Raw genomic sequence first — 14,393 nt, 5'->3', positions numbered from 1 at the left:
CGGTCGCCATGTCCAACGCCCTGCGTCACGTCCTGGGTCTGCTCATCGGCCTCCTGCTGGCACCGGTCCTGGCCTTCGGCCTGGCCTGGGCCCCGAGGTGGCCGGCCGAGGCGGGGCTGGACCCCGGCCTGCTCCGGGTGCCCGGCGCGCCGGAGTGGGCGGTGCCGGTGGGGGTGCTGCTCTTCCTCGCACTGCTGCTGGGCCTGCTGATGGGGTCGCGGATCTCGCCGCTGGCCGCGCTGGTGGCCGGGCTGGCGCTTGCCGCCTTGGGCGCCCTGCGCACCGCCGCTCCACCCGAGGCGCTGCCCCGCTCCGGCGACCTGCTCACCCCGGACTCCCCGGACACCTGGTTCGCCTGGGGGCCGGTGCTGCTGCTGGCGGGCGCCGCGCTGGTGTTCTCGGCGCTGTGGCCCTCGCGCTGGCGCGGGCGGCGGCGCCGCGACGACCGCGCCGGCGACACCGGCTACGACTCCGACTACGGCTCGGGGTATGACACCGGCTACTCCGGCCGCGCCGACGACGACACCCGGTTCGCCGAGGGCACCGGCCCCGGCCACGGGCGCCACCACCGCCGCGACGACCGGCCCGGCGGCCCCGGCCCCTCGGGCACCCCGCCCCAGGGCACGCCCACCACGGTGTGGGACGCCGACGGCATGCCGCCGCGCTACCACACCTCGGGTCAGGCGGGTTCGGAGGCCGGCTGGACCGACCCCCCGCGCTCCGCTCCGCCGGGCGGCGGCCCCACCGACACCGCGCCCTCGCGCCCGCCCCGCTGGGAGGACAGCGGCCCCGGCGTGTCCCGCTGAGAGGACTGCGGCGGCGCCGGTCTACCACCATCTTTTACCCGCGGGTAATCTGGTGGTCGGCCGGCCGCTCGCGACTCGCCATCCTCTGGCCGCACCATCACAGGAACAGCGCGGGAGCGGTGCGCGACCAGTGTCCTCCCACCCGGTCCACCGGGCGTCAGCACCGGTAGCCGGCCCCCGGCCGCCCCGCGCCGGCCGCGTGGCGCGTGAGCGGCGGCGAACGAAAAACCGGGCCACGACGCGTAGCGGCGGGCACACGGGGTACACAGTCGGCCGCGTCCGGCGCCGCGCAGGGTGCGCCGGCACACCGATCCGTCCCGTACCCGCGGCCGGGCACCGCGCCACGAGGCGAACCTCGCACGCCGCGCGCCGCCACCGGCACCACTCTTGCCGCGACCCGCATATACCATTCCAGGGCCGCGGCGGGCCGGGGACTTCGGCACGGACGGCGGCGAGGCAGCAAAGCTGGGAAGGACGGACCATTGGTCGCAGAATCGCGCAACCGGATCTCGGTGATCGGCACCGGGTACCTGGGTGCCACGCATGCCGCCTGCATGGCCGAACTCGGTTTCGAGGTGCTGGGCCTCGACGTCGATCCGACCAAGATCGAGAGCCTGTCCGCCGGACGCGTGCCGTTCTACGAGCCCGGCCTGGAGGAGGTGCTCACCCGCAACCTCGCCAGCGGGCGGCTGCGGTTCACCTCCGACTACGCCGAGGTCGCGGCGTTCGCCGACGTCCACTTCCTGTGCGTGGGCACCCCCCAGCGCGCCGACTCCAACGCCGCCGACCTCAGCTTTGTCGAGGCCGCAGTCGACAGCCTCGCGCCGCTGCTGGACCACCCCTCCATCATCATCGGCAAGTCCACCGTGCCGGTGGGCACCGCCGAGCGCCTGGCCAAGCGCATCGCGGCGCTGGCGCCCGCCGGGGCCGAGGTCGAGCTGGGCTGGAGCCCGGAGTTCCTGCGCGAGGGGTTCGGGGTGGAGGACACCCTGCGGCCCAACCGGATCGTGGTGGGCACCGACTCCCCCCGGGTCGAGGCGGCCATGCGGCGGCTGTGCGCGCCGCAACTGGAGCAGGGGATCCCGTTCCTCGTCACCGACCTGGCGACGGCCGAACTGGTGAAGGTGTCGGCCAACGCGTTCCTGGCGACCAAGATCTCGTTCATCAACGCCATGGCCGAGGTGTCGGAGGCGGCCGGCGCCGACGTCATCAAACTCGCCGAGGCGCTGTCCTACGACGACCGCATCGGCGGCAAGTTCCTCGGCCCCGGCCTGGGCTTCGGCGGGGGCTGCCTGCCCAAGGACATCCGGGCGTTCATGGCCCGCGCCGACGAACTCGGGGTGGAGCCCGCGCTGTCGTTCCTGCGCGAGGTCGACGCCATCAACCAGCGGCGGCGCGCCCGCACCGTCGACATCGCGCGCGGGCTGATCGGCGGCAGCTTCGCCGGGCGCACGGTGGGCGTGCTGGGCGCGGCGTTCAAGCCCAACTCCGACGACATCCGCGACAGCCCGGCGCTGGACGTCGCCTCCACCATCGCCTCGCTGGGCGCGGTGGTCACCGTCTACGACCCCGAGGCGCTGGAGCGCGCCAAGCGCGAGCACCCCGACCTCCGCTACGCCCACAGCATGCTGGAGGCCGCCCGCGACGCCGAGGTCGTGCTGCTGCTGACCGAGTGGGCGGAGTTCCGCGACGCCGACCCTGACGAACTCGCCAAGGTCGTGGCCGAGCCGAGGATCGTGGACGGCCGCAACGCGCTCGACCCCCAGTACTGGCGCTCGCGGGGCTGGACCTACCGCGCGCTGGGCCGCCCCTGAACCGCACCCCGCCCGGCGGCGGCCCCGCGCGCCGGTCGCCGGGGGTGCGGAGCACAATGGGGGTATGAGGGCTGGCAGTGATGAGGACACCATCCGGCGGGTGCTGACGGAGAGCCGGGTGTGGGCGGTGGTGGGGCTGGGCGACAACCCCACGCGCCCCGCCTACAGCGTGGCGCGCTTCCTCCAGAGCAGGGGCAAGAGGATCGTGCCGGTGCACCCGAGTGCGGCGACCGTGCACGGGGAGCAGGGGTACGCCTCGCTCGCCGACATCCCGTTCGAGGTGGACGTGGCCGACGTGTTCCGCCGCTCGGCCGACGCCGGGGAGATCGCCGACCAGGCGCTGGCCCGGCCCGACATCACCACGGTGTGGTTCCAGTTGGGCGTGGTGGACCCGGAGGCGGCCGAACGGGTGCGCGGCACCGGCCGGACCATGGTGATGGACCGCTGCCCGGCGATCGAGTGGCCGAGGCTGCTGGGATGAGCGCGCACCGCAGCGCGAGCGGGGGCGCCGCAAGCGGAAGCGCGGAGCGTGGGGAGGCCGGGCGCAGGGCCGCCGCAGGCGGGCACGCCGCACCCCGGCGAACCACGCCCGAGGGTGCCGGGCGGGCCGGATTCGCCGACGGCGCGGCGGGGTAGGGGGCGACCATGCGACGTCCGCGCTTCCTCCGCGCCGCCTCCGACCGCTCCGCACCGGCGGGGGCCGCCGTCACCACCGCGCCGCCCGAGCCCGACGATCCCGTGCGCGCCGCCCGGCGCCGCGAACTCGCCGAGGCGCACGGCTGGCGCTACTCCGAGCGCAACCAGCAGGCCATCCAGGGCTGGCCGCGCACGGCGCTGCCGCCCGGTCCCATCGGCCGGGTGCGCCACGAGGTCGCGGGGCGGCACCGGGGGCGGCTGTTCCGCCTCTTCGACTACGTCCACCACGGCGAGCGCGACGCCCCGTGGCAGACCATCGAGGTGTACGCGGTGTCCCTGCCGGTGCCGGTGCCCTACCTCTACATCCGCGACAGCGCCGGGGACGCCCGCGACATCTACGCGGAGGGGCCGGAGACCCGGTTCGCCGTGGAGCTGCTGTCGGAGTCGCTGCGCGACGACATCCGCGAGCACGGGTTCACCGACCTCGTGCTCGACCGCGACGTCCTGATCTGCACCAGCGACGGCGGCGGCCCCCTCGACCCGGAGTCGCGCATCGAGGCGCTGACCGGAATGGTCGAACGCGTCCCCGCCGACGTGTGGGCGCGCTGGGGGCTGGACTGACGCGGACGCCCATCGGGCGCCGGATTCGGCTTGGGTGCGGCGGCTGTCTCCCCCTCCGGAGTCAGCCGCCGCACGTGTGGGGGGCCTCCTCGCCGCGTAAAAGGGCGTCCACGTCGTCGGCGTAGATGCGCCGATGGCCGCCCAGGGTCCGCACGGTCCGCAGGTGGCCCTCCTCGGTCCACCGCCGGACGGTGGAGTGGCTGACGCGGAACATGTTCTGGACTTCGGCGGGGGTGTAGAAGCGGGGCGGGAGGTGCGGGGTGCTCATGGCTCCGTCCGGGGGGTCGGGGCACCCCCGCCCGCGTGGGGGCCTTGCTCGGCACGGGCGGGGGTGGTCGCGGGTGGTCGCGGGGGCTCTCACGTGACGGCGGCGGCCCCTTCGGGGGCGAAGGCGACGACGTAGTAGACCCCGGGGCGCCGGTTGAGGGGTCCCCACTCCTCGGCGAAGGCGCTCATGATGCGCAGGCCGCGCCCGTGCTCGGCGTCGGCAGGGGCGGCCACCACGGTGGGCGTGCTGTGGGGGGCGCCTTCGTCCTCGGTCTCCACCCGCACCCGCCCGGGGGCGACCTCGACGCGGACCGTGATGGTGCGGGTCTGTGTGTGGAGGATGGCGTTGGTGACGGCTTCGGACAGCAGCAGCACGGCGGCGGCCCGCGCGGCCTCGGGAACGGGGCCGATGTCCCCCAGGGTGACGTCCAGCCACGCCCGGGCATGGGCGACCTGATCGACGTAACTGGAGAACGCCCGGCAGCGCTTCACCACACTCACAGCCGCCCCCTGTCCCCCGCCTCGGACCGCCGCCACCACAGATAGGGACGGATCCGACTGGGCCGCGCATGGCGCGGTCGGTACCGCGTGGAATGGCGCGGCGTATAGGGCGATTGCGGACCTATAGGATTCCTCATGGGTTTCCACCTGCTCTCTCAGGTCGGGGACCAAGGCCCTGCGCGGTGTTCACATCACCGTTCAGGGCCGCCTTGTTGTACGGCGTTGTGAATTTTCATACCTACGATTGCGCCCCGACGCCCGTGAAACCAGGGGTAATACACAGCTGGGCAAATCCGTGCTGGCTATGTTGTGATCGTTGTTGTGATCAGTGGTGGTTCCGTGGTGAAGTAGGGGCATGGCTGAGGAACCACGGGAAGAATGGCTTAGAATTGGCCGGGAAATCCGGCGTATACGCAAATCTCGGGATCTATCGCTAGACCGACTAGCCGAGAGACTTCCGATTTCGGCTGGGATGATCGGCGCGATGGAGCGGGGCATCCGCGACTGCAAGCCCAAGCATGCCGAGGCGTTGGACAAAGCCCTGGGTACCGGTGATCAGTTGAGCAGCCTCGTCGCCCGAGTCCGTCCCGGAACTCCATGGATGGCAGAAGTCGACCCACTGCTGGTGCAAGCTGAACAAATAGGGCAATGGCAGTTGGCGTGGGTACCGGGGCTGCTACAAACGGAAGCGTATGCGCGAGCCGCCTTCCGCGCTGGTACGCCTACCGCAAACTCTGAGCGGATCGAGGACTCAGTACACAACCGCCTGAGGCGACAAGAGTCCGTATGGTCTGACCCCCCACCGCTGGCCCGCTTCGTTCTCGATGAATCGGTGCTGCTGCGCACGGTGGGGGGCGCTACCGTGATGGTCGGACAACTCGACCACTTGCTCACCATGGCAGAGAACCCCCATGTCAGCGTGCAAGTCCTCCCTCTGTACCATGCGCCTCACTCGGGGATGGACGGTAGCTTCCTACTCCTTCACCTACCGGGCGGTGAGGTGGTGCTCGTGCTAGAGAGCCGCTTCGCGGCCAGCGTCGACCACAAGGAGGCCGACGTGCGCCGCTACCGCTCAGGCTTTGAGGACTTGCGGGCGCTCGCGCTGAGTCCGCCAGAGTCGGCAGACCTGATACGGAGGAAACGTGACCAGTTGGCGGAAGAGTAGTTACAGCACATCGACGGGGGGCGAGTGCGTAGAGATCGGCGAAACCCCAAACGCGGTGCTTGTACGCGATACTCAGAACCGCGCGGCGGGATACATGGTGGTGCCACGTGAGGAGTGGGCGGCCTTCCTCATGGCGGTCAAGGCCACTGAATTGTAATCCTCCCCGCCTCGTGCCCCTCCGACCTGTCGGCCGGAGGGGCCGTCCGGTCCGGGGTCTTCGCCGTATCGCCCCCCGTCCAAGAGCCACCGGGGTTGGCCACCGAGGACGGTTCCCTGGCGTTGGCGCTAGCTGGGAGGTCGCCGGTACTGGTCGACCGTTGCCTTGGTGGTCGAGGCGTCCTGGAAGACGAGTTCCCACGGGCCGGTGTTGACGTCGAAGTCCTTACCGAAGCCGACCCACTTCCCCGCCATGCGGCGGCCAGTCGGGTCGATCAGGAGTTGGATCGCGCCGTGGTACCGCGCTCCCCGGTAGTAGCCCTCTTCCGCTGTCTGTTCCGTCCATGTGCCCGTGCAGACCGCGCCGTCGATCGTGAGGTCCATAGTCAAGGGGGAATCGGACGATCCGGGGATGCTCTGCACGGTGAGCCGGTCGCCATGTTGCAGCACCACGACGTAGTGCTTCCCTGTGAAGGAAGCGCCCCTGCCGGTACTGACGTAGTCGTAGCTCGACAGCCAGACTCCGGAGTAGGTGCCGGGCGCGGCTTCCTGCGCGGACTCGGCTGTCAGGTCGTCGTGAGAGGCCATGTCCCTGTCCTGTCCTCCGTCGGGATGGGATGGACGGCGCCCGTCCCCAGCACCGTCGGCGCGAAGCCGAATGATTGGACGGGCAACGGGCACCGCTAAGACGCCTTCGACAGCACGAGCGTAGACCGGGCAGGGACTTCGCCCACAGCGCCGGTTGTACTCCTTTGTGACACCCGCCCCTCCGGTTCGTCGGCCGGAGGGGACTTTCCCTCTCTTGGGGCCTACGCGGCGCCGAAGCCCGCCGACGCGCTGCCCGGGGATGCCTGGCGGCGCAGCCGCTCGCCCTTTTCCTTGGCCTGGGTGCGCAGCTCCTCCTGGAACTCGCGCATGCGGGTGCGCAGGGCCTGGTCCTCCACTCCCAGGATGCGGGCGGCCAGGAGGCCGGCGTTGCGGGCGGCGCCCACCGCTACCGTGGCCACCGGGACTCCGGCGGGCATCTGGACGATGGACAGCAGGGAGTCCATGCCGTCGAGGTGGCGCAGCGGCACCGGCACGCCGATCACCGGCAGCGGGGTGACCGCCGCGAGCATGCCGGGCAGGTGGGCGGCCCCGCCCGCGCCGGCGATGAGGACCTTGATCCCCCGGTCGGCGGCCTCGGAGCCGTAGGCGATCATCTCGTGCGGCATGCGGTGCGCCGACACGACGTCGGCCTCATAGGAGATGCCGAACACCTCCAGCGCCTTGGCGGCGTCCTCCATCACCGGCCAGTCGGAGTCGCTGCCCATCACGATCCCGACGGTGGGGGCGTCCTCGCTCACAGCTCGTTCTCCCTCGCAGGTAGGCGGGCGCGCGGATGCGCGCGGCGTGCCGATCCTACGGCCGGGCCGGTCGCCGGGGCGGTGCGGCACCCCGCCGGGCGCGCCACCGGCCCGCCCCAGGTGCGGGGGTGGGGACGATCGGCCGCCGTACTGCGGTCCGCCGCAGTGCGCGCACGGTGCCGCCTCGGCCACAATGGGAGTCCGGCGGCCGGCCCAGGCGCCCCGCCTCCCAGGAACCCGCAGTTCACGACCGCGCTGTCGGCGCACGCCGCCGCACACCCGTATCCGCCGCACTCCCGCGTACCGGCCATGGCTGCCATACGGTCCGCAAACCAGGCAGAATACGGACCGTACGCGGAAGTGCGACGGCCGCCCGCGCCGGCCCGGTCTGCGGATTCCGCCCCCTTCTTGTCTTCCCCGATCACCATTTCCGACGGAGCTGATATCGCGTGCAATCGACCTCTTGGCCGTATCTGATCGCCGCAGCGCAGCGGCCGGCCGCCGACGCCGTTCCGGGGCAGGAGTACGAGGGCTTCATCGGCTGGGTGCTGAGCCTGATGGAGACCATCGGCGAGGTGGGGGTGGGTCTCGCGCTGCTGATCGAGACCGTGTTCCCGCCCGTGCCCAGCGAGGCCGTGCTGCCCGGTGCCGGCTTCCTGGCCTACGAGGGCCGGATGAACGTGTGGCTGGCCATCCTGTCGGCTACGGCGGGCGCGGTGATCGGCGCCTGGCTGCTCTACTTCATCGGCGCGGCGCTGGGCCGCGAGCGCACCCGCTGGGTCGTCGAGAAGATGCCGCTGGTGGACCTGGAGGACTTCGACAAGGCCGAGCGCTTCTTCGCCCGCTGGGGCGGCATCGCCGTCCTCATCGGCCGCTGCGTGCCGCTGGTGCGCAGCCTGATCTCCATCCCGGCCGGCATCGAGCGGATGGGCTTCTGGAAGTTCACCGCCTACACCACCGTCGGCAGCGCGGTGTGGAACGGCATCTGGATCGGCCTGGGCTTCGCGTTCGGACCGGCCATCGCCCCGGTCCTGGAGCGCTGGAGCGGCCTGCTCAGCGACGCGGTGCTGGTGATCATCGGCCTGCTGTTCCTGTGGTTCGTCGTGGCCCGGCTGCGTCGCAACTACCTGCGCCGCCGCAACGGCCACCCCGGTCCCGGCAGCGGCCCCGGCGCCGGCCCGGGCGCCGGCCCCGGCTCCTCGGGCGGTGCCCGCCCCTCGGGCGGCCCGGGCGCGGCCCCGGTGACCGGCGGCCCCGGTGCCACCCCGATGGCGGGCGGCGCGCACCGCGCCCACCGCGCCGACCGCCCCGACCACGGCGGACGGCACGGCGCCTGACATCCGCGGTTCCAGAAGGGAGCGCGGCCCGCGCGGGCCGCGCTCCCGCGCTTTTCCCCGCCCAGGTTGGATACTGTGGTGGCCCGCGCCACACGAGGTGGAGGAGGTCCCGCGACCGATGGCCAGCGACAGCGCCGCACACCGGCCCGACCCCGACGGCACCGCCCCCGAGGCGGCCCCGACCCCCGTGTCCCCCGTCCACCACCTCGTCACCTCGGGCACCTTCCGCCTCGACGGCGGCGAGTGGGCCGTCGACAACAACGTGTGGATCGTCGGCGACGACCGCTCCGCGGTGGTCATCGACGCCGCGCACGACCACGAGGCCATCGCCCGCGCGCTGGGCGACCGCGAACTGATGGCGGTGGTGTGCACCCACGCGCACAACGACCACATCAACGCCGCCGCGCGCCTGGCCGACCTCGCCGACGCGCCGATCCTGCTGCACCCCGCCGACGCCGAACTGTGGGCGATGGTCTACCCCGACCGCGAGCCCGACGCCCCGCTGCTGGACGGCGAGGTGCTCAGCGCGGGCGGCGTGGACCTCCAGGTGCTGCACACCCCCGGGCACAGCCCCGGCGCGGTGAGCCTGTACGCCCCCGACCTGGGCACGGTGTTCACCGGCGACACCCTGTTCCAGGGCGGCCCGGGCGCCACCGGCCGGTTGTTCTCCCACTTCCCCACCATCATCGACTCCATCCGGGGCCGGCTGCTGTCGCTGCCCGGCGACACGGTGGTGCGCACCGGCCACGGCGACCCCACCACGGTCGGCGGCGAGGCGCCCCACCTCCAGGAGTGGATCGACCGGGGGTACTGAGCGGCAGGGGGTACCGGGCGGGGCGCCGCTGACCGCGCGGCCCGAGCCGCGCGCGGCTCCCGCCCCCAGGGGACCGGGGGCCGCCGCTACACCGGCGAGGACGTCTGCCCGCCGCCGGGCGGCAGGAACAGCGCGAACGTCGTGGGCCGGGCCTGGATCAGCTCCACCCGGGCGCCCTCGGACTCCGCGATGTGGCGGGCCAGGGCCAGCCCCAGCCCGGTGCCGTTGCCGCCGGTGACCTCCCGCTCGAAGATCCGCCCCGACAGGTCCTCGGGGATCCCGGGCCCCTCGTCGCTGACCTCCACCCGCACCGACCCCCCGCCCTGGACCGTGCGGACCGTCACCGTCCCCGCGCCGTGCTTGCGGGCGTTGTCGACGAGGGTCGCCATGATCTGGGTGAGGTCGGTGGGCGCCACGGCGGCGCGCAGCCCGCGCTCGCCGGCGAGTTCGACGTCGCGGTCCTCGGCGCGCAGGATGGGCCGCCACTCGGCCACGAACCGCTCCAGCACCTCGTCCAGCTCCACCACCTTGGCCTCGGGGTCCTGGCTCTTGCGCGCCCGGCCCAGCAGGCTCTCCACGGTCTCCACCAGCCGCTCGGTCTGGGCGAGCGCGGCCTCGCCCTCCTCGCGCACGACCTCGGGGTTGTCGGCCTCGGCGATGATCTCCTCCAGGCGCATCGACAGCGCCGTCAGCGGCGTGCGCAACTGGTGGGAGGCGTCGGTGGCGAAGTGCCGCTCGGTGGCGATCAGCCCGGCGATCCGCTCGGCGCTGCGGTCCAGCACCTCGGCGACCCGGTCGGCCTCGGAGATCCCGTAGCGGTGGCCCCAGGGGGTGGCCACGCCCGAGCCCAGCCGCTCGGCGGTGGCGGCCAGGTCGACCAGGGGCAGGGTGAGGCGGCGCGCCTGGAGCATGGCCAGGCCCACGGCCACGCCGATGGCCAGCAGCGACAGCGAGGCGATCCCCGCCCAGGCGTTGAGGATGCTCTCCTGGAGGCGCTGGGTGTCGCGCCAGACGGTGATGACGTTGCCCGCGCGCGAGGTCGACGTGGCGCGCAGCGACGGCGGCGCGTCGGGGTCGTCGGGGTCGTACTCCCAGCCCCCGGCATGGAGCACCTCGCCGGAGCGGGCCAGCTCGACCTCGATGTGGCGGCCCGGATGCACCTCGGTGAGGCGGTCCAGGTTGACCGTCTCCTGGTCCTCCAGTTCGTCGTCGACCTCGGCCGCGATGATGTCGGCCTCCTGCTGGAGCTGGCTGGTGCTCTGGGTGTGGATGGTGGTGTAGGTCAGCGCGCCCAGGGGCAGGCCGAGGAGCAGCACGGCGATCACGGCCACCACCAGGGTGGAGAACAGCATCCGCCTGCGCATGTCATCCCTCCGTCCCGGCGGCCGGCGCGGTCGCGGGGCGTCGCGGGGCGGTGCGCCGCGGCCTAGTCGCGTTCAAAGCGGAAGCCGACACCCCGGACGGTCGTGATGTAGGACGGCTGGTTGGCGTCGTCGCCGAGCTTGCGGCGCAGCCACGAGATGTGCATGTCCAGCGTCTTGGTCGAGCCCCACCAGTTGGTGTCCCACACCTCGCGCATGATCTGCTCGCGGGTCACCACCTTGCCGGCGTCGCGCACCAGCACCCGCAGCAGGTCGAACTCCTTGGTGGTGAGCTGGAGTTCGCGGTCGCCGATCCAGGCCCGCCGGGAGTCGTTGTCGATGCGCACGCCGTGCACCACGGGCACCTCGGCCCCGCCCCGGCGCAGCAGGGCGCGCACGCGCGCCAGCAGCTCGGCCAACCGGAAGGGCTTGGTGACGTAGTCGTCGGCGCCGGCGTCCAGGCCCACGACGGTGTCGACCTCGTCGGCCCGGGCGGTGAGGATCAGGATCGGCGTGCCGTGGCCCTCGGCGCGCAGCCGGCGGGCGACTTCCAAGCCGTCCATTTCGGGCAGCCCGAGATCGAGGACCATCAGGTCGATGTCCCCGGCGCGGGCGCGGTCGAGGGTCTCGTTTCCGTTGACGGTGACATCGACCGTGTACCCTTCACGGCGAAGTGCGCGCGCAAGGGGCTCGGAGATCGAGGTATCGTCTTCGGCCAGCAAAACGCAGGTCATGCGGTTGATCGTAATTCCACTGGGCGTGTTTCCCCATCATGCGCGCCGTATGGACCCGGCTCGACCGGAAAATACCAGCCGACAGAGCACCGCATATCGGACAATGTGTTTCGATCCCGCAATTCCCGCCATAACGGCCGGGATTTCTTGAATTCCGCATTCCGCCGCGCGGGCGCGCGCGAGCGGCGGCCGGGGCGGGCGGCGAGGGGTGTGCGGGGACGGCGGGGTGCGGCGAGCAGCGGCGGGGGCGCGGACGCTCAGGACGGCTCGGCGGCGCGCGGCGCCGGCTCCGCTCCGGGGTCGGAGGCGGTGGCGTCGGAGGCGGCGGCCTCGGGCGCGCCGGCGTCGGGCTCGGCGGCACCGGACGCCTCGGGGAACACCCACTGCCGGTAGGCGTAGAACCGGAACAGCGAGCCCAGGCCCACACCCACCACGTTGCCCGCGATGTTGCGGGCCAGCGGGCCGTCGAGCCCCAGGAGGTAGACCGACACCCCCAGGCAGGCCAACTGGATGCCCAGCCCCACGGCGTTGAACACGAAGAACAGCAGGTACTCGCGGCCCAGCCCGGTGCGCGCGCGGTGGGCGAAGGTCCAGAACCGGTTGCCGACGAACGCCACCACGGTGGCGATCAGCACGCCCAGCGCCTGGCCCACCAGCGGCGGGGCGTCCAGGACCAGCCAGAACAGGTTGGTGGCCGCGAGCTGCACCACATAGGCCACCCCGCCGACGGTGCCGAACTTGGCGAGTTCGCGCAGCAGCCGGGGCAGGCGGTCGCGGATCGGGGCGGGCACGGGGGACGCGGTTCCTTTACCCAGGTGGTCACTAGAATTCCGGGGGGCGCCCGTTCGGCGCCGTGTCAGCCTACCCCCGCCCCGCGCGGTCCACCACCGAACGAATGAGGCACTGTGAGCGAGCATCAGCGGTCCGTCCCCCGTGTCGGCATGGTCGGCGGCGGCCAGCTCGCCCGGATGACGCACCAGGCCGGCATCGCACTGGGTGTGGACTTCCGGGTGCTGGCCAACAACCCCACCGACAGCGCCGCGCGGGTGTGCGGCGACGTCCAGCTCGGTGACGACCGCGGCCTGGCCGACCTCCTGGCCTTCGCCAAGTCCTGCGACGTCCTCACCTTCGACCACGAGCACGTGCCCGAGCCGGTCCTGCGCGAGGTCGAGGCCGCCGGCGCGGTGGTGCGGCCCGGGCGCGCGGCGCTGCGCCACGCCCAGGACAAGCTGCGGATGCGCACCCGCGCCACTGAACTGGGCCTGCCCTGCCCCCGCTGGCGCGCCGTCAGCGCGGTCGAGCAGATCGAGGCGTTCGGTGCCGAGACCGGCTGGCCCCTGGTGCTCAAGGCCGCCAGCGGCGGCTACGACGGCAAGGGCGTGTGGGTGGTGGCCGACTCCGCCGAGGCCGCGGCCGTGCTGGCGCGGGCCGAGGAGGCCGGGGTGCAGTTGCTGGCCGAGGAGAAGGTCGCCTTCCGCCGCGAGCTGGCGGTGCAGGTGGCGCGCTCGCCCTACGGCCAGGTGGCGGTCTACCCGGTGGTCGAGACCGTGCAGCGCGACGGCATCTGCCACGAGGTGATCGCGCCCGCTCCGGACCTGCCCGAGGACAAGGCGGTCGGCGCCCAGGAGTTGGCGATCGACCTCGCCCACGCGCTGGACGTGGTGGGCCTGCTGGCGGTGGAGCTGTTCGAGACCGAGGCCGGGATCGTCATCAACGAGTTGGCCATGCGCCCGCACAACTCCGGGCACTGGACCATGGACGGCTCGCGCACCTCGCAGTTCGAGCAGCACCTGCGCGCGGTGCTGGACCTCCCGCTGGGCTCGCCGCGCACCACGGCGCCCTACACGGTGATGGCCAACGTGCTGGGCGGCGCGGACCCCGACGTCTACGGCCGCTACATCCACGTGATGGCCAAGGACCCCGAGGTCAAGGTGCACTTCTACGGCAAGGAGGTCCGGCCGGGGCGCAAGATCGGCCACGTCAACGTGGCCGGCGACGACCCCGCCGACCTGCTGGCGCGCGCCCGCGACGCGGCGGCCTACCTGCGCGGCGACCAGGGCTGACGGCCCGGCTGACCGGACCGCCCGGACCGGCCACCGGGCGGGCGCGCCCGCGCGCCCCGGCCGCGCCCACCGGACTCAGGCGGTGTCCTCGGCGCCCTCGGCGTACATCGCGCGGAAGGTGATCGGGCCGATGATCCCGTCCACCCCGATGCCCTTGGCGCGCTGGAACGCCTTGACCGCCCGGGTGAACCCGCCGTAGTGCGGCGGCGGGTAGCCGAGGTGGGTCAGGGAGTGCTCCAGGCCGTTGACCAGGGCCAGCCGGGGGTCGTTGGCGCGCACCAGGCCGACGTCGTCGGACAGCGCCTCCCACACCCGGGCGTCGACCACTCCGGTGACCGGCAGGCCGCGCGCGGCCTGGTACTCCTCGACGGCGGCCGTGAGGTCGGCGTCGAACGTGGCGATGGGCTCCTTGGAGTAGAAGCGCTCCTCGGCGAGGATCGCGGCCACCGCGAGCACGCGGTACTCGCGATCGCCCTCGCTGAGGAACACCCACGGCTGGGCCTGGATGGCCTGGGCCACGGCGGGCGGGGTGCGCGGGCCGTCGGCGAGCGCGGCGGGGGCGCTGAGCCCGCTGAGGGCCAGCGCGATCCCGGCGGCGGTCGCGACGGCGGCGGTGCGGCGTCTGGTGGTCATGGCTGCCTCCGTGTCGAAGAGTCCGACACCCGGTGGGACGCGGGGGCCGGGGCGGGGGTTGGCCGGTGCCGCGGCCGGGTCCGGCCGGGCCGGTGCCGTGTTCGGGGCCGGCCGGGTCGGGCGCGCCGGGCGCCGGCCG

17 protein-coding genes are annotated in these 14,393 nt (G+C 73.0%); 9 read left to right on the top strand and 8 right to left on the bottom strand.

Annotation, left to right across the window (positions count from 1 at the left end):
* The first annotated feature begins 8 nt into the window (after window positions 1-8).
* The 4 genes from LG943_RS16670 to LG943_RS16655 all read left to right on the top strand — a co-directional run bounded on the left by LG943_RS16670 (window position 9) and on the right by LG943_RS16655 (window position 3,877).
* Window positions 9-806 (top strand): hypothetical protein, encoded by a 798-nt coding sequence (locus tag LG943_RS16670; RefSeq protein ID WP_270073212.1) that lies wholly within the window; start codon window positions 9-11, stop codon window positions 804-806.
* A 482-nt stretch (window positions 807-1,288) separates the two neighbouring features.
* The gene (locus tag LG943_RS16665; protein ID WP_270073211.1) at window positions 1,289-2,620 is read left to right on the top strand and encodes a UDP-glucose dehydrogenase family protein; all 1,332 of its coding nucleotides are present in this window, start codon (window positions 1,289-1,291) and stop codon (window positions 2,618-2,620) included.
* 64 nt (window positions 2,621-2,684) lie between these two features.
* Complete coding sequence (locus tag LG943_RS16660) at window positions 2,685-3,101, top strand: CoA-binding protein (RefSeq protein WP_270073210.1); 417 nt, start codon at window positions 2,685-2,687, stop codon at window positions 3,099-3,101.
* Window positions 3,102-3,265: 164 nt separating this feature from the next.
* On the top strand, window positions 3,266-3,877 hold the full coding sequence (locus LG943_RS16655; protein WP_270073209.1) for a type III secretion system chaperone family protein: 612 nt from the start codon (window positions 3,266-3,268) through the stop codon (window positions 3,875-3,877).
* A 61-nt stretch (window positions 3,878-3,938) separates the two neighbouring features.
* Here the strand turns inward: LG943_RS16655 and LG943_RS16650 are convergent, their stop codons facing one another.
* Together LG943_RS16650 and LG943_RS16645 are read right to left on the bottom strand one after the other, a co-directional pair.
* Entirely contained in the window at window positions 3,939-4,145 is a 207-nt protein-coding gene (locus LG943_RS16650) for a MerR family transcriptional regulator (protein WP_270073208.1), read from the bottom strand.
* A gap of 89 nt (window positions 4,146-4,234) precedes the next feature.
* Window positions 4,235-4,645 (bottom strand): ATP-binding protein, encoded by a 411-nt coding sequence (locus LG943_RS16645; protein WP_270073207.1) that lies wholly within the window; start codon window positions 4,643-4,645, stop codon window positions 4,235-4,237.
* Between the two features lie 355 nt (window positions 4,646-5,000).
* Here LG943_RS16645 and LG943_RS16640 point away from each other — a divergent pair, with 355 nt between their 5' ends.
* Together LG943_RS16640 and LG943_RS16635 are read left to right on the top strand one after the other, a co-directional pair.
* Window positions 5,001-5,810: a helix-turn-helix domain-containing protein gene (locus tag LG943_RS16640; RefSeq protein WP_270073206.1), complete on the top strand. Its 810-nt coding sequence runs from the start codon at window positions 5,001-5,003 to the stop codon at window positions 5,808-5,810.
* Window positions 5,788-5,967 (top strand): DUF397 domain-containing protein, encoded by a 180-nt coding sequence (locus tag LG943_RS16635; protein WP_270073205.1) that lies wholly within the window; start codon window positions 5,788-5,790, stop codon window positions 5,965-5,967. Before LG943_RS16640 ends, LG943_RS16635 begins: the two co-directional genes overlap by 23 nt.
* Before the next feature lie 128 nt (window positions 5,968-6,095).
* On the opposite strand, the gene LG943_RS16630 is transcribed toward LG943_RS16635, so the two are convergent.
* Complete coding sequence (locus tag LG943_RS16630) at window positions 6,096-6,554, bottom strand: hypothetical protein (RefSeq protein WP_270073204.1); 459 nt, start codon at window positions 6,552-6,554, stop codon at window positions 6,096-6,098.
* A 221-nt stretch (window positions 6,555-6,775) separates the two neighbouring features.
* Entirely contained in the window at window positions 6,776-7,312 is a 537-nt protein-coding gene (purE, locus tag LG943_RS16625; protein ID WP_270073203.1) for a 5-(carboxyamino)imidazole ribonucleotide mutase, read from the bottom strand.
* Window positions 7,313-7,761: 449 nt separating this feature from the next.
* Between purE and LG943_RS16620 the strand changes: the two genes are divergently transcribed.
* The gene (locus LG943_RS16620) at window positions 7,762-8,649 is read left to right on the top strand and encodes a DedA family protein (RefSeq protein ID WP_270073202.1); all 888 of its coding nucleotides are present in this window, start codon (window positions 7,762-7,764) and stop codon (window positions 8,647-8,649) included.
* A gap of 118 nt (window positions 8,650-8,767) precedes the next feature.
* A complete protein-coding gene (locus LG943_RS16615) occupies window positions 8,768-9,463 on the top strand; it encodes an MBL fold metallo-hydrolase (RefSeq protein WP_270073201.1) in 696 nt (231 codons plus the stop codon).
* 86 nt (window positions 9,464-9,549) lie between these two features.
* On the opposite strand, the gene LG943_RS16610 is transcribed toward LG943_RS16615, so the two are convergent.
* The 3 genes from LG943_RS16610 to LG943_RS16600 all read right to left on the bottom strand — a co-directional run bounded on the left by LG943_RS16610 (window position 9,550) and on the right by LG943_RS16600 (window position 12,349).
* The gene (locus LG943_RS16610) at window positions 9,550-10,827 is read right to left on the bottom strand and encodes a sensor histidine kinase (RefSeq protein WP_270073200.1); all 1,278 of its coding nucleotides are present in this window, start codon (window positions 10,825-10,827) and stop codon (window positions 9,550-9,552) included.
* Between the two features lie 62 nt (window positions 10,828-10,889).
* Window positions 10,890-11,558 carry a response regulator transcription factor gene (locus LG943_RS16605; RefSeq protein ID WP_179769008.1) on the bottom strand — a complete coding sequence of 223 codons (669 nt, stop codon included), beginning with the start codon at window positions 11,556-11,558 and terminating at the stop codon, window positions 10,890-10,892.
* A 257-nt stretch (window positions 11,559-11,815) separates the two neighbouring features.
* On the bottom strand, window positions 11,816-12,349 hold the full coding sequence (locus LG943_RS16600) for a GtrA family protein (protein WP_270073199.1): 534 nt from the start codon (window positions 12,347-12,349) through the stop codon (window positions 11,816-11,818).
* A gap of 114 nt (window positions 12,350-12,463) precedes the next feature.
* Between LG943_RS16600 and LG943_RS16595 the strand changes: the two genes are divergently transcribed.
* Complete coding sequence (locus LG943_RS16595; protein WP_270073198.1) at window positions 12,464-13,621, top strand: 5-(carboxyamino)imidazole ribonucleotide synthase; 1,158 nt, start codon at window positions 12,464-12,466, stop codon at window positions 13,619-13,621.
* Between the two features lie 75 nt (window positions 13,622-13,696).
* Here the strand turns inward: LG943_RS16595 and LG943_RS16590 are convergent, their stop codons facing one another.
* On the bottom strand, window positions 13,697-14,254 hold the full coding sequence (locus LG943_RS16590; protein WP_270073197.1) for a peptidoglycan-binding domain-containing protein: 558 nt from the start codon (window positions 14,252-14,254) through the stop codon (window positions 13,697-13,699).
* Window positions 14,255-14,393 lie beyond the last annotated feature (139 nt).

It is taken from the genome of Streptomonospora mangrovi, from assembly GCF_027604915.1.
Lineage (GTDB): Bacteria > Actinomycetota > Actinomycetes > Streptosporangiales > Streptosporangiaceae > Streptomonospora > Streptomonospora mangrovi.
This window is presented reverse-complemented; position numbering and strand designations above follow the sequence as displayed.

Excerpts from the sequence above, each read along its gene's own strand:
- LG943_RS16670 (WP_270073212.1), top strand. The coding sequence starts at position 9 with ATGTCCAACGCCCTGCGTCACGTCCTGGGTCTGCTCATCGGCCTCCTG.
- LG943_RS16660 (WP_270073210.1), top strand. The coding sequence starts at position 2,685 with ATGAGGGCTGGCAGTGATGAGGACACCATCCGGCGGGTGCTGACGGAG.
- LG943_RS16655 (WP_270073209.1), top strand. The coding sequence starts at position 3,266 with ATGCGACGTCCGCGCTTCCTCCGCGCCGCCTCCGACCGCTCCGCACCG.
- LG943_RS16650 (WP_270073208.1), bottom strand. The coding sequence starts at position 4,145 with ATGAGCACCCCGCACCTCCCGCCCCGCTTCTACACCCCCGCCGAAGTC.
- LG943_RS16640 (WP_270073206.1), top strand. The coding sequence starts at position 5,001 with ATGGCTGAGGAACCACGGGAAGAATGGCTTAGAATTGGCCGGGAAATC.
- LG943_RS16630 (WP_270073204.1), bottom strand. The coding sequence starts at position 6,554 with ATGGCCTCTCACGACGACCTGACAGCCGAGTCCGCGCAGGAAGCCGCG.
- LG943_RS16615 (WP_270073201.1), top strand. The coding sequence starts at position 8,768 with ATGGCCAGCGACAGCGCCGCACACCGGCCCGACCCCGACGGCACCGCC.
- LG943_RS16610 (WP_270073200.1), bottom strand. The coding sequence starts at position 10,827 with ATGCGCAGGCGGATGCTGTTCTCCACCCTGGTGGTGGCCGTGATCGCC.
- LG943_RS16605 (WP_179769008.1), bottom strand. The coding sequence starts at position 11,558 with ATGACCTGCGTTTTGCTGGCCGAAGACGATACCTCGATCTCCGAGCCC.
- LG943_RS16590 (WP_270073197.1), bottom strand. The coding sequence starts at position 14,254 with ATGACCACCAGACGCCGCACCGCCGCCGTCGCGACCGCCGCCGGGATC.